The sequence below is a fragment of the Mycobacterium sp. SM1 genome, from assembly GCF_018361265.1.
Classification (GTDB): domain Bacteria; phylum Actinomycetota; class Actinomycetes; order Mycobacteriales; family Mycobacteriaceae; genus Mycobacterium.
On sequence record NZ_JAFLNH010000001.1, the window covers coordinates 1,526,901 to 1,540,234 of the forward strand.

General features: G+C 62.2%; 14 protein-coding genes. 9 read left to right on the plus strand and 5 right to left on the minus strand.

The window, feature by feature from the left end:
- Window positions 1-293: 293 nt before the first annotated feature.
- Both dnaN and dnaA read right to left on the minus strand, forming a co-directional pair.
- Window positions 294-1,493, minus strand: a complete 1,200-nt coding sequence (dnaN, locus tag MSM1_RS07010) for a DNA polymerase III subunit beta (RefSeq protein WP_213440804.1) — start codon at window positions 1,491-1,493, stop codon at window positions 294-296.
- A 525-nt stretch (window positions 1,494-2,018) separates the two neighbouring features.
- Window positions 2,019-3,533, minus strand: a complete 1,515-nt coding sequence (gene dnaA / locus MSM1_RS07015; protein WP_213440805.1) for a chromosomal replication initiator protein DnaA — start codon at window positions 3,531-3,533, stop codon at window positions 2,019-2,021.
- 591 nt (window positions 3,534-4,124) lie between these two features.
- On the opposite strand from dnaA, the gene rpmH reads away from it, so the two are divergent.
- The 9 genes from rpmH to MSM1_RS07060 all read left to right on the plus strand — a co-directional run bounded on the left by rpmH (window position 4,125) and on the right by MSM1_RS07060 (window position 10,640).
- A complete protein-coding gene (gene rpmH / locus MSM1_RS07020) occupies window positions 4,125-4,268 on the plus strand; it encodes a 50S ribosomal protein L34 (RefSeq protein WP_213440806.1) in 144 nt (47 codons plus the stop codon).
- Window positions 4,269-4,289: 21 nt separating this feature from the next.
- Window positions 4,290-4,652 carry a ribonuclease P protein component gene (rnpA, locus tag MSM1_RS07025; RefSeq protein ID WP_213440807.1) on the plus strand — a complete coding sequence of 121 codons (363 nt, stop codon included), beginning with the start codon at window positions 4,290-4,292 and terminating at the stop codon, window positions 4,650-4,652.
- 5 nt (window positions 4,653-4,657) lie between these two features.
- Window positions 4,658-4,984: a membrane protein insertion efficiency factor YidD gene (gene yidD, locus MSM1_RS07030; RefSeq protein ID WP_213441531.1), complete on the plus strand. Its 327-nt coding sequence runs from the start codon at window positions 4,658-4,660 to the stop codon at window positions 4,982-4,984.
- A complete protein-coding gene (yidC, locus tag MSM1_RS07035; RefSeq protein ID WP_213440808.1) occupies window positions 4,968-6,101 on the plus strand; it encodes a membrane protein insertase YidC in 1,134 nt (377 codons plus the stop codon). The genes yidD and yidC overlap by 17 nt, the downstream gene beginning before the upstream one ends.
- 125 nt (window positions 6,102-6,226) lie before the next feature.
- A complete protein-coding gene (locus MSM1_RS07040) occupies window positions 6,227-6,805 on the plus strand; it encodes a R3H domain-containing nucleic acid-binding protein (RefSeq protein ID WP_213441534.1) in 579 nt (192 codons plus the stop codon).
- Between the two features lie 46 nt (window positions 6,806-6,851).
- Entirely contained in the window at window positions 6,852-7,544 is a 693-nt protein-coding gene (rsmG, locus tag MSM1_RS07045) for a 16S rRNA (guanine(527)-N(7))-methyltransferase RsmG (RefSeq protein ID WP_213440809.1), read from the plus strand.
- Window positions 7,541-8,569, plus strand: coding sequence for a ParA family protein (locus MSM1_RS07050; RefSeq protein WP_374101662.1), 1,029 nt, complete (start codon window positions 7,541-7,543; stop codon window positions 8,567-8,569). Before rsmG ends, MSM1_RS07050 begins: the two co-directional genes overlap by 4 nt.
- Window positions 8,566-9,546 carry a ParB/RepB/Spo0J family partition protein gene (locus MSM1_RS07055; RefSeq protein ID WP_213440811.1) on the plus strand — a complete coding sequence of 327 codons (981 nt, stop codon included), beginning with the start codon at window positions 8,566-8,568 and terminating at the stop codon, window positions 9,544-9,546. Before MSM1_RS07050 ends, MSM1_RS07055 begins: the two co-directional genes overlap by 4 nt.
- Before the next feature lie 329 nt (window positions 9,547-9,875).
- The gene (locus MSM1_RS07060; RefSeq protein ID WP_213440812.1) at window positions 9,876-10,640 is read left to right on the plus strand and encodes an acetyltransferase; all 765 of its coding nucleotides are present in this window, start codon (window positions 9,876-9,878) and stop codon (window positions 10,638-10,640) included.
- Here the strand turns inward: MSM1_RS07060 and MSM1_RS07065 are convergent.
- From MSM1_RS07065 to trxB, 3 genes are all read right to left on the minus strand, one after another.
- Window positions 10,560-11,807, minus strand: coding sequence for an N-acetylmuramoyl-L-alanine amidase (locus MSM1_RS07065; RefSeq protein WP_213440813.1), 1,248 nt, complete (start codon window positions 11,805-11,807; stop codon window positions 10,560-10,562). The two genes, MSM1_RS07060 and MSM1_RS07065, sit on opposite strands and share 81 nt — an antisense overlap.
- 119 nt (window positions 11,808-11,926) lie before the next feature.
- Complete coding sequence (gene trxA / locus MSM1_RS07070) at window positions 11,927-12,268, minus strand: thioredoxin (protein WP_213440814.1); 342 nt, start codon at window positions 12,266-12,268, stop codon at window positions 11,927-11,929.
- Window positions 12,265-13,287 carry a thioredoxin-disulfide reductase gene (gene trxB / locus MSM1_RS07075; protein WP_213440815.1) on the minus strand — a complete coding sequence of 341 codons (1,023 nt, stop codon included), beginning with the start codon at window positions 13,285-13,287 and terminating at the stop codon, window positions 12,265-12,267. The genes trxA and trxB overlap by 4 nt, the downstream gene beginning before the upstream one ends.
- Window positions 13,288-13,334 lie beyond the last annotated feature (47 nt).

The following is a 13,334-nucleotide window of genomic DNA, read 5'->3' on the forward strand; positions in this document are numbered from 1 at the left end:
TCGCAGGCACGAACGATCCCCCAAGCGTCTCGAACAACTGACTGCGGTTGAGTCTGCTGGTGGCGACCAATCCGACCCGCTAGGGGCCAGACCCACCACGTTGTTCGATCCCCGGACCCCCAAGCGGCAGGCCGGGTCACCAACGCTCGCCTGCCGGACGCTCCGACCACCGCCCTCGCGGTGGTGAAACCAGCCCAGATGACGCGCACCCACGTTGACACCGCACCCACGGCCGGAACCAAACAACACCCGAAAGGGCGGTGCCGAGCACCAACCGGGTTGTTCGACACGTTTTAGCCGGGCAGCCGAACCGGCATCAGCAGATAGACGTACTCGGTGTGCACGGCCGGGAATGGGCCGGGTCCCTGCCGCCGAACATCGTCTTCGCTCGCGGGCCGCAACAATGCTGGCTTGCCGGGCTCAGTAAAGCCGAACGACACCCGGGTGGAGTGCACCGACCCCAATCCGTCGATCAGGTAGGTGGGGTTAAACGCGATCATCAATGGCGCCCCGGCGAAGTGAACCGGCAAAACTTCTTCCGCCCGGCCGAGATCATCGCCCCCCGCGGACAGCCGCAACAGCTCATCGGCAAACTCCATCCGCACTTGTGCCCCCCGATCGGCAACCAACGCAACTCTCTTGATCGCTTCGGTCAGCTCGGCGACACCGATGGTGGCCACCGCGGTGTGCTCAGTGGGCAACAATTGCCGAAACTTCGGAAACTCGGCACCGAGAAGTCGGGTCGTGCTGCGCTTGCCGTCTCCGCTGATGCCCAGCAGCCCATCCCTGCCGGCCACGGATTCGCCTTCAAGCGCTAAATGGACATCGGAACCGTCGCCGCCGGCTTTTGCGGCTTCAACGAGTGTCTTGGCCGGTACCAGCACCGCCGCCTCAAAGCCGGGTGCGGCGACCGAGCAGGTCAGCTCGCGCACCGCCAGGCGAAACCTGTCCGTAGCGGCCAAAACGACCTTCGCGCCCGAGATTTCCATCCGAATGCCGGTCAGCATTGGCAACGTGTCATCTCGACCCGCGGCAACCGCCACCTGGCTCACCGCCTCGGCGAATAAATCCGCCGGCAGCGTCCCGGTCTCGGCGGGCAGCGCAGGCAATGCCGGATAGTCCTCGATGGGCATCGTCGGTAGCGAGAACCGGCTGTTACCGCACGTCAATGACACCCGGGAGCCGTCGACGCCAAACTCGACGGGCTGATTCGGAAGGGCGCGGGTAATGTCCGACAGCAACCGGCCGGACACCAAAACACGCCCAGGCGAAACTATTTCAGCGTCAACCTGGGCCTCGGCAGATACCTCGTAGTCAAACCCGGAGACGGTCAAGCCCTGCTCCGAGCCGGTTAACAGCGCCCCGGCCAGCACCGGAACCGTAGGCCTGGCAGGCAGGATTTTGGCCACCCAGGCGACTGCGTCGGCGAAAACGTCCCGCTGCAATCGAAACTTCAAGTCGGTGACGCCGAGTTTGGTCATCGCCACATCCATAACGTTCCTTCATCACCTCACGACAACGAGGGCACCGAGTGCCCGGTAGTCGGCCCGCAACCGCGGAGACCCAGTGGCCCGGTGGACGGTAGTCGCCACGGCGACCGTACCGGCAACCGTAGAGCTTTCGCGGTCAACTGGAAAGCTCAACGCGTTGCCAGACCCGCGTCGGTGCTTCGTCATGGTGGTTGATGATGGTGACCGCGCCGACGCTCATGCTGTGCACGTGACCTACTTTGACTCCGGAACCACAGAAATAACTTAGTAGCAGTAATAAGGGGTGTGGATGGTGGGGAGAACATATGGTTTGCGCTGCTAGGAGCGGCGGTTGACTGTGAATGACCGCGTGGATGGGTGTGGTGATTGCCGGCGGTGCCTGGGGACAACCCGGAGTTGGGGGCAGATTTCACAGTACGCGCCGGTGAGTTGATGAGGCCGTGCACAGCGGTGTCCACAGGTTTTGGGAGTGATTCCGACACGTCGAATGCAGGATGTCGTTGTGTTTGTATCAGGAGGTTATCGCGGTTATCGCTTGGTGCGCTGACGGATGCGAGTGGTGAGTTCTTTGACGTGATCGAATACTTCACGCCGTTCGGCCATCTCGGACAGGATTTTGCGTTGGGCGTACATGACGGTGGTGTGGTCCCGACCGAAGGCTTGCCCGATCTTGGGAAGCGAAAGATCGGTGAGTTCGCGGCACAAATACATCGCGATTTGGCGCGACTGCGCGAGGGCCCGGGTTTTTCCGGGGCCGCGTAGGTCTTCGACTGTGGTGTCGAAGTATTCTGCGGTAACCGCCATGATGGTCGCCGCGCTGATCTGCATGGTGGTGGCGTCGGCGATGAGGTCCCGCAACACGAGTTCGGCGAGGGCCGTGTCGATTGGGGTTTTGTTGAGCGAGGCGAACGCCGTGACACGAATGAGCGCGCCCTCAAGTTCGCGGATGTTGCGTTCGATGCTACTGGCGATTAGTTCGAGCACGTCATCGGGCACCGCGAGGCATTCCATTTGTGCTTTTTTCCGCAGGATGGCGATGCGAGTTTCCAGTTCAGGGGGCTGAACGTCGGTTATCAGACCCCATTCGAACCGGGTGCGCAGGCGGTCCTCGAGTGTTGCGAGTTGTTTTGGGGGACGATCAGATGTTATGACGATTTGCTTGTTGGCGTTGTGCAATGTGTTGAAGGTGTGGAAAAACTCCTCTTGAATTCCTTCTTTACCCTCGATGAACTGGATGTCATCGACGAGCAGGACGTCGACGTCGCGATAGCTACGCTTGAAAGCTACTTTGCGGTCGTCGCGAAGGGAGTTGATGAAATCGTTCGTGAATTCCTCGGTAGATACGTATTTCACCCGCATACCAGGGAATAGTCGCTGCGTATAGTTGCCCGCAGCGTGTAACAGGTGGGTCTTGCCAAGTCCGGATTCACCCCAGATGAACAGGGGGTTATAGGCGCGCGCTGGCGCTTCTGCGATCGCGACAGCGGCGGCATGGGCAAATCGGTTGGATGCGCCGATGACGAAGGTATCGAATGTGTAGCGACGATTGAGGCTCGGTGCTGCGAGGTTAGCCGACTCGGCGCTGTGAGCGCGTTCGGTGAAGTAGCTTGGCCAGTTCTCGGGGCTGCCGGGAGCGGCTTGGCCGTAGTCGTCGGTTTCATCGGCGTTGATTTCAGGATCGCCGGCCCGATCGATAGCGGTGCGATCCGTATCATCGACAGGAGTGGCGGCGTCGGACTCGGGCGCCGCGACGCGGACCCCCAGTTGGACCTGTTGGCCGAGGTGGCGGCTGAGGGCGTCGGTAATTGGGGCGCGAAGATGACGTTCGATCTCGTTTTGGACGAAACTGCTGGGTACGGAGAGCAGGGCAAACCCTTCGACGATCGTGATCGGCTGGACGAGATTCAGCCAGGCTCTTTGCTGGGGAGTCAGGGGGGAGGGGACCGCAGCGCTGGTTGTGTCGGTCTGGTGTGGCGCGCCGTTGAGTTCGGAGACGACTGCGTTCCAGACGGTCGTGAAATTCGCGCCGGGGTCATCGGTCAACGACAGATCCCCCCTGGCTGGTGTGCACCATGAGGAGTGCACACACTACAACGCTGTCCGCGCGTTTGTCCACGGGCGTGGACACGGCGGTATTGGTCGCATCCCAACTTACGCACGACAGTCCGCGAGACCGATACCGGGCACCGGCAAGACCGGTTGACTGCCGAGCTGGATCTGGCGTCCTCGCTTCGTTGTCGCGCGCCGTTCCCGTGTGAAACGGCATTGCCTGAAGCTAGCAGTTTTCTGTTTAGGTCGCCAACGGTTCCACGGGATTGGAAAGGCGGTGTTTGCGCCGGTAGGCGCGGGCGTTGGTAACGCGGCGTAGCGACGATGGTGAAAGGCGTCTGTTGTGGTGGAGGACAGTTTGACCGGTGCAACGGAGGTCAGTACCCTCGAACAGTCGCCCGAACGTTGGCGATACGGTTGCGCGCCGGGTGGGCCATTTGGAGCGGTGGCGGCCGGCGGCGTGACGGAGGGCCGGTGACGGCTCGCTGAGGACTTCGGCGAGGGGCCAGTGTCTATGGTCGGCGCTAGCGTGCAAGCGGCCGTTTGCTGGGCGGAAGATCAGCCAGATGCGACGAGGAGAGTGCCGTGGCTAAGGGCAAACGGACTTATCAGCCGAATAACCGGCGCCGGGCGCGGGTGCACGGTTTCCGGCTTCGAATGCGTACCCGAGCGGGACGGGCGATTGTGTCGAGTCGGCGGCGTAAGGGACGTCGCTCGCTGACGGTTTAATCTGGCTACAGGTTTATAACGGTGCTGCCAGCCCGCAACCGCATGAGACGGTCGAAAGACTTCGATACGACGATCAAGTTCGGGGTGCGCGTGGTGCAGCCGGACATAGTGGTGCATGTGCGGCTGATGGGAGATCGCAGGGAAGTGCGTGCTCCAAGGATCGGATTGATTGTCGGAAAGTCGATTGGCTCGGCGGTAGAGCGCCATCGGGTCGCGCGGCGGCTGCGATCTGCCAGCCGAGCGGTGTTAGGTGAGCTGGATCACGGTGAGGACGTGGTGATCCGGGCGCTGGGGGGTAGCCGCAACGCCACATCGGCGCGACTGGAGCAGGAATTGCGAACGGGGTTGAGACGCTGTCATGAGTTAGCGGGAGCCCATCGGTGAGCGCGGTGAGCGCGGCGCAGTCGGGGCGAGGCCGGTTGCGTGGTGGCGGAGGGGTGGTGGCGCGGGCCGTTATTTTTCTGATCCAGCTGTATCGGCACATGATTTCACCGTTGCGATTGCCGACGTGCCGGTTTTTTCCTACGTGTAGCCAGTACGCGGTCGACGCTCTTACCGAATACGGTCTGGTTCGGGGAGGTTGGTTGGCGGCGATCCGACTGGCCAAGTGTGGGCCGTGGCATCCGGGAGGTTGGGACCCTATCCCAGATCGTGTGGAACGACATCGTGGCTCCGACACCGCGGCGCAGCTAGGGGGGAGTGGGTCGTTTGTTTGATTGGTTCAGCCTGGACTTCGTTTACTATCCGGTGTCGGCGATCATGTGGCTTTGGTACAAAACGTTCGGATTTGTGCTAGGGCCGTCGAGCTTCTTTACGTGGGCGTTGTCGGTCATGTTTTTGGTGTTCACTTTGCGAGCGCTGTTGTACCGGCCGTTCGTGCGGCAGATTCGAACTACCCGGCAGATGCAGGAATTGCAGCCGCAGATCAAGGCGCTGCAGAAGAAGTACGGTAAAGACCGCCAGCGCATGGCGCTGGAAATGCAGAAACTGCAACGGGAGCACGGCTTTAATCCGATCCTGGGTTGTTTGCCGATGTTGGCGCAGATCCCGGTATTTTTGGGCTTATATCACGTGCTGCGGTCGTTTAACCGGACGACGGGCGGGTTCGGTCAACCACATCTAACAGTGGGCGAGAACCGCGCGACGGGTAACTATGTTTTCAGCCCGACTGACGTAGGCCACTTCCTCGATGCCAATTTGTTCGGGGCGCCGATCGGCGCATATATGACGCAACACGCGGGGTTGGACGCGTTCACTGAATTCAACCGCGCGGCGGTGATTGTGGTCGGTGTTCCGTTGATGGTCGTGGCCGGGATAGCGACACACTTTAACAGTCGCGCATCGGTGGCGCGGCAAAGTCCGGAGGCTGCGGCTAATCCACAGACGGCGCTGATGAATAAAATGGCGTTGTACGTTTTCCCGCTGGGCGTGGTCGTTGGGGGCCCGTTTCTGCCGTTGGCGATCATTGTGTATTGGGTGTCGAACAATATTTGGACTTTTTTCCAGCAACACCACGTGTTTGGCATGATCGAAAAAGAGGAAGAGGCTAAAAAACAAGACGCAATCCAACGGCGGGCGGCGAACGCGCCGGCGCCCGGAGCCAAACCCAAGCGCTCGCCAAAACCCGCGCCAGTGGGGAGCGAGGAAGCGCCGACGGCAGGGGATGGCGGAGCGGAATCGGGCTCGATGCAGAAACCGGACGTTATCGGTGGGATGGGGCGGGAAACGGGATGGGCGAGGGATGTGAATAAGTCAACTGAAGGTGCGCGGAACAGGGCAGGGGGTAACCGTACGCCGCGACCGGGTGCCAGGTCAAAAAGAAGGAAACGGTAGCGGTGTGGTGTAGGTGAGCGTTACGAGGTAGGGAAAGGGCGCCCGGCCGGAGGCAGGATGAAATGGGCGGCTGTGAGTTTACGAGAATACAGCCCGCAATGAGCCGTAATGAGGAAGAGGTCAGCATGACAGACGCTGAGACGGCGGAACGCGAGGGCGATGTGCAGGCACCGGAAGACGATACGGGGGACGCGGCAACGGTCGCGGATAGGCGGGGTGACGGGACCGAGGATGCAGAAGAGCGATTGGTCGTCGAGGGTGAGATTGCCGGTGACTACTTGGAGGAGTTGTTAGATCTTCTCGATTTCGACGGGGATATTGATCTCGATGTCGAAGGCGATCGCGCGGTAGTCAGCATCTATGGCGGTAACGACTTGAGCAGACTGGTTGGTCGTCAGGGTGAGGTGCTGGACGCGCTGCAAGAATTGACTCGGCTGGCGGTGCATCAAAAGACGGGCGTGCGCAGTCGGCTGATGCTTGATATCGGGGGTTGGCGACGACGGCGGCGTGCCGAGTTGACGGCGTTGGGCAAGGCGGCGGCCGAGCGTGTGCTGCGTACTGGCGAACGCGAGGATCTTGTGCCGATGACGCCGTTCGAGCGCAAAATCGTTCACGACGCCGTGGCGGCAGTGGCGGGGGTGCGAAGCGAGAGTGAAGGCGCCGAGCCGTCGCGCCATGTCGTCGTGCTGCGTGTCTGGGAGTAGCAATGCGCAGATAATTGTGGGATGTGCGTCGCGATTAACGGGAGGAATGTTTCACGTGAAACATGTCGCGATGCCTGAAATCCCTGACGTGGCGGCCCGGGTGTTCGGCGTCAATCTTGGCGCGGCGGAGCGTTACGCGGAAATTCTGGTCACTGAGGGGCTGCCGCAGGGCGTGATCGGACCTCATGAAGCGCGACGGATCTGGGATCGCCACTTGCTTAATAGTGTGGCGATCGGCGAATTGCTAAAGACGGGCGACCATGTCGTCGACGTCGGCAGCGGCGCCGGACTGCCGGGACTCCCGCTCGCGATCGCTCGGCCGGATCTTCGGGTAGTGCTTGTTGAGCCGCAGTTGCGCAGAACTGAGTTTCTGGGATCGGTGATCGCGGAGCTCGGCCTTGCAGTGCAGGTTATCCGGGGCCGCGCGGAGGAGGCCACGGTGTGTGGCCGTATCGGCGGGAGGATGGATGTCGCGGTATCCCGAGCGGTGGCCGGATTGGACCGGCTGACGAAGTGGTGCTTGCCGCTGCTACGTCCTGGTGGGCGGATGATAGCGATAAAGGGCGAACGGGCACCCGACGAGGTACGGCAATATCGGCGTGTGATGCGGGCTTTAGGCGCGGATGATGTCAGGCTAGAAAGATGTGGCGCGAATTATTTGTGCCGGCCCGTGGTCGCGGTGGTGGCGCGGCGTGGAGTGCGGAGAGGACGGCATCCGATGACCCGGGAAGCGTCGTGAGACCGCTGCCTGACGGCTTGGCTTCGTCGCCCGACGGGGCGGCGGCGCCGCGCGCGAGCACCCCCGACTCCGTCGATCGAGCCGATGACGCGCTTGGCAGCTCCACTTGTCAACCCGTCGATGTTTCACGTGAAACACTCCAGGATGTTGACACCCCCATCGGGGACGCCGCGGAACGCGCCATGCGCGTCTTGCACACTACCCACGCTCAATTGCGCCGACCCACCAACCGTCGACTGCTGACCGTCGCAAACCAGAAAGGCGGTGTGGGGAAAACCACTACCGCGGTTAACCTCGCGGCCGCGTTAGCCGTTCAAGGGTTGAAGGCCCTGGTCATCGACTTGGATCCCCAGGGTAACGCCAGCACGGCGCTGGGAATCACCGAACGGCGTTCCGGAACACCATCCTCATACGAAGTCCTTCTCGGCGAAACCCCGCTGCAGGCGGCACTGAGACCTAGCCCGCATAGCGATCGACTGTTTTGCCTACCGGCCACGATCGATCTCGCCGGCGCGGAGATCGAGCTGGTGAGCATGGTGGCGCGGGAAAACCGGCTACGGTCAGCCCTGACGGAGTTGGACGGCTTCGATTTCGACTACGTTTTTATCGATTGCCCACCATCGCTGGGGCTGCTGACGGTTAACGCACTCGTGGCCGCCCCTGAGGTGCTGATCCCGATCCAGTGTGAGTATTACGCCCTGGAGGGCGTGTCACAGCTGATGAGCAATATCGAAATGGTGAGGGCACACCTCAACCCGCGGCTCGAGGTGACCACGGTGATCCTCACCATGTATGACGGACGGACCAAACTCGCCGATCAGGTGGCCGACGAGGTGCGGCGTTACTTCGGGGCAAAGGTGCTTCGCACGATGATTCCGCGCAGTGTCAAACTCTCGGAAGCGCCTGGCTACAGCATGACGATCATTGATTACGACCCAGGCTCGCGTGGCGCGATGAGCTATCTTGACGCCAGCCGCGAACTTGCCGAGCGCGACCAGCCATTATCCGCGAAGGGACAATCATGACCCAGCCGTTACGCAAGAAAGGCGGCCTCGGGCGAGGCCTGGCTTCATTGATCCCCACCGGACCGGCAGACGCCGAGTCGAGGTCGTTGGGACCACGGATGGGTGACGCGGCAGCGGACGTCGTTTTGGGAAAGCCGGCCCCGGAGACCCCGAGCACCGCAGCGGTGTATCAGGAGATCGACCCCGCGCTCATCGAGCCTAATCCCCGCCAGCCACGTCAAGTGTTCGATGCCGAGGCCCACGCCGAACTCGTGCATTCCATCCGCGAATTCGGTCTGCTCCAACCGATTGTGGTCCGCGCCGTCGGCGGATCGCAGAATGGGAGCAGCCGTTATCAGATCGTGATGGGTGAGCGGCGCTGGCGGGCTGCCCGCGAAGCGGGTCTAGCCACCGTTCCGGCTATTGTGCGTCAAACAGGGGACGACAACCTGCTGCGCGACGCGCTTTTGGAAAACATTCATCGTGTCCAGTTGAATCCGCTAGAAGAAGCCGCGGCGTACCAGCAACTACTGGACGAGTTCGGTGTCACCCACGATGAATTGGCGGCCCGCATCGGCCGATCACGCCCGGTCATCACGAACATGATCCGGTTGCTACGGCTCCCGATTGCGGTGCAACGGCGGGTGGCCGCGGGTGTCCTATCGGCCGGTCACGCACGAGCGTTACTCGCCATAGAGGCCGGCCCCGAGGCTCAGGAGGAGCTGGCGGCGCGCATTGTCGCCGAAGGCCTGTCGGTCCGGGCCACCGAAGAAGCGGTTACCCTTATCAACCGTGGTGGGCCAGCCACGTCAGCACCACCGAAGCGCAAGCCCATTCAAATGCCCGGCCTGCAAGACGTCGCTGAGCAGCTATCCAATGCCCTGGATACCCGTGTCACGGTTAGCATTGGCAAACGCAAGGGCAAGATTGTTGTTGAATTTGGCTCCGTAGACGACCTGCAGCGCATCACCGCGCTCTTGACCCCGCCGAAGACATGACGCGCGATCCCGGTAGCCTCGCCGACGTCCATGGCGGCGCTCCGGGCACAGCAAACCGCCGAACCGGCCGAAGCCCACACCATCCACGATTATTCCGGGGGACGCCACTGCGTATCGAGTTTCTACCTGAGAGCTGAAACCAGTACCTTGCCGGATACTCTGGGAACGGGCTACCGCCCGCCATCTAGCTTGGTCGGCGCAAACTCTCGTATCCTAAAAGGGTTGCTAGGGGTGCAGGTCAAGAGCGCCGCTCTTCGGCGATGTGCACGGGCCGGTTCGTGGAGGAGCAAGGCCATCAACGCTAGCACGGCACGGAGGCCAAAAATTTAGTGTCTGTCCGAATCACACCGTTGCGGCTCGAATCCTTTGAGCAGCTGCCCAAGCATGCGCGCCGCTGCGTATTTTGGGAAGTCGACCCCGCGACCATCGGCAACGAGCATCGCCTCGCTGATCCTGAGTTCGAAAAGGAGGCGTGGCTGTCGATGGTGATGTTGGAATGGGGGTCATGCGGTCAGATGGCCACTGCCGTAGCCACCGGCGACGACGATGAGCCGCCATGCCTCGGGTATGTGTTCTACGCGCCACCGCGAGCAGTACCACGGGCGCAGCGGATGCCCACCGCGCCGGTATCACCCGATGCCATTTTGCTGACATCCATGGGTGTGGAGCCCGGACGGGCTACCGAAGACTTGCCGCGGAGCCTGATCGCCAGGGTGGTCGACGAGCTGGTGCGGCGGGGTGTGCGGGCGTTGGAAGCCTTCGGGCGCACACCCGCGACAATCGAGTTACACAACTTGCCGGCGGCCGACCCACTCATGCAGCCCGTGGTGGAGACGTTCGGCGACTGCTCGGTTGAGCAGTGCGTTATCGACGCCGCGTTTTTGCGGGACGTCGGTTTCGTCGTCGTCGCGCCACATCGGTACTTCCCGCGGCTGCGATTGGAGCTGGACCGGGGCTTGGGGTGGAAAGCCGAAGTAGAGGCGGCTTTGGAGCGGTTGCTGCAGAGTGAACGACTAACGCGCCCGGTTTCGGCCGGCTGCCCGGGGGTCGTGGCGTCGGCCCGTTTGTTCCACCGCCAATTCGTGGGCGAGTAGCTCGGCGAAGGTGAACGTCCCGGTGGGCCGATCGTTTTTGCCAAGCAGGTAGAGCCGCTTCACTGCCGCCAGAATCCCCTCCGCGATGGCATCGCGGGTCTCGGGCCGGACCAACAACGCGCGGTCGCCGGGGTTAGTGATGTATCCGACGTCGATTTGAACCGTGGGCATCCGGGTCAGCCGCAACAGATCCCAAGTCCGCCCGTGCGTGCGACAGTCGCACAGACCGGTACGGGCCACTAGTTCTCGCTGGATGAAGTCCGCTAAATTGCGCCCTATTGTCGACACCGAACCATGCGAGTTCCCGAAGTAGAAAGAAGCCACGCCATTGGCGGCCGGGCTCGGCAGGGTCGCGCAGCGAAGGCTGATCATGAGGTCCGCACCGACGGCGTTCGCGGTGGCGGCGCGCTCCGCATCCGAGGGACTACGGTTGATCGGCCGCGATAGGAACGTTTCCATGCCGATAGCGGTCATCCTGCCTTCTAGTCGGCTTGCTATGTCCCACAAAACATTTGCTTCGCTAACGGGCCCCGTCGGGCCGGGAGTTATCAGCCCACCGTCCGAGCCGCCGCGGCCAGGGTCGATGATGATGCGCTTACCGGATAGTTTCGGGCCGGATCTGCGGACCAACTCTTCCTCGCGGATGGCGTGCGGGGAGCCACCGGTAACGCGTGAACTGAGAAAATACAAGGAGCGCAACGTTTCCGGGCCGCAGATACCGTCGGCGTAAAGACCGTACTCCCGCTGGTAAGCCATCAGGGCGTTATGAGTCTGCAAGCCGAAATACCCGTCGACCAGCCCGGTATAAAAACCCAGGTCTTGTAGGCGGGCTTGGAGAGCGGCGACGTCGTCGCCGTACAACGGGGCGCCGAATTGGTGATACAGCGGGCGGGCGCCAAGTCGGTAAGACGCCTCTTTCAGCGCCCGGTAAGTAGCCTCCCCGACGACCCCGTCGACAAGCAGCCCGCGATCCTGCTGGAAGGCGCGTACCGCCCGGTCAAGCCTCACATCGAACACGTCGGGGGCCACCCGGTTTTCGGCGGCCAGGTCGTCATCGGAATTATCCAGCAGGCCCAACTCAATTAGCGTGCGTCGGATTTCGGCGACTACGGCGCTACGGTCACCACAGCGCAGCGCATCGCCGTTTCTGTGGTGGGAACCCGACATACCAAGGATCCTCCGGGAGCCTACTGACACTGCGGATCACGGTGAACATAGCTATGCGGCTATTGTCGCAGACGCCGGCAGACTTTAAGAAAACACCACCCCAACAGCGGTGACGCCGGCTAGACGACGTCGGACAGGTCCCGCAGTAATGCCGCCTTGCCCCGGGCACCGACAATTCGCTTCACCGGCTGTCCGTCCTTGAACAAGATCAGCGTGGGGATGGAGACCACCTGGAAGTTGCGCGCCGTCTCCGGGTTGGCGTCCACATCGAGCTTAGCGACCGTAAGCCGGCCGGCATTCTCCGCGGCAATCTCTTCCAGTACCGGTGCCACCATCCGGCATGGTCCACACCAGGCTGCCCAAAAATCTACGAGCACAGGTCGGTTGCTAGCTAATACCTCCGATGCAAAAGATGCGTCGGAGACTTCCACCGTGGCCCGGGGGTGTTCAGCCTTGGTCATCGTGGCGCTCCAATCAAGGTGTCGGTACTGTCGGCGTCTCCCGGCGCGGCGGGTGCCGCGGTCTCCGGCGAGGTCTCTGCCGCTGCGCGTTCCGCTAGCCAACGCTCGGCGTCAATTGCCGCGGCGCAGCCGGTTCCAGCTGCGGTAACTGCCTGGCGATAGGTCCGGTCAACCAGATCGCCGGCGGCAAACACGCCATCCAGCGAGGTACTTGTGCTGCGCCCTTTCACCAGCACGTAACCGTCCGGGTCGAGTTCGACAACCCCACGAACCAACTCGGAGCGCGGGTCGTGGCCGATTGCGATGAAGACCCCGGTCACCGCCAGTGTGGACTCCGCACCGGTAACAGTGTCGCGAACACGCAATCCAGTTACCGTGGAATCGCCTTCCACCGCGACGACGATGTGGTTGGTGATGAAGCGGATCTTGTCGTTGTTGCGCGCCCGGTTGAGCATGATCTTCGAGGCCCGGAATTCTTCCCGGCGATGCACGATCGTGACACTGCGGGCGAACCGGGTGAGAAAAATGGCCTCCTCCATCGCCGAGTCACCGCCACCGACGACGGCGATGTCCTGGTCGCGAAAAAAGAACCCGTCGCAGGTGGCGCACGAGCTCACACCCCGGCCCAGCAACTCCTGTTCGCCGGGTACGTGGAGATAGCGGGCGGCGGCGCCCATCGCCAGGATGACGGCGCGGGCTCGGTGGGTTTGTCCACCGGCAGTGGTGACCGACTTGATCGGCCCCTCCAGCGATGCCGATACGACGTCCTCGGTTCGCAGGTCGGCACCAAAACGAAGCGCTTGCTCACGCATCTGGTCCATCAACTCCGGGCCGGTGATGCCGTCGCGAAACCCGGGGTAGTTCTCCACCTCGGTGGTGGTCATCAGCGCGCCCCCGAATGACGTCCCTTCGAACACCAACGGCGCAAGCTGCGCACGGGCGGCGTAAAGCGCCGCCGTATAGCCGGCGGGACCGGAACCGATGACGATCACATCATGGACAGGGCTGGTGGCAGTCATATGAACCTTTCGTCACGCTGGTCCAGCGGGTCTACAAACGTCTACGA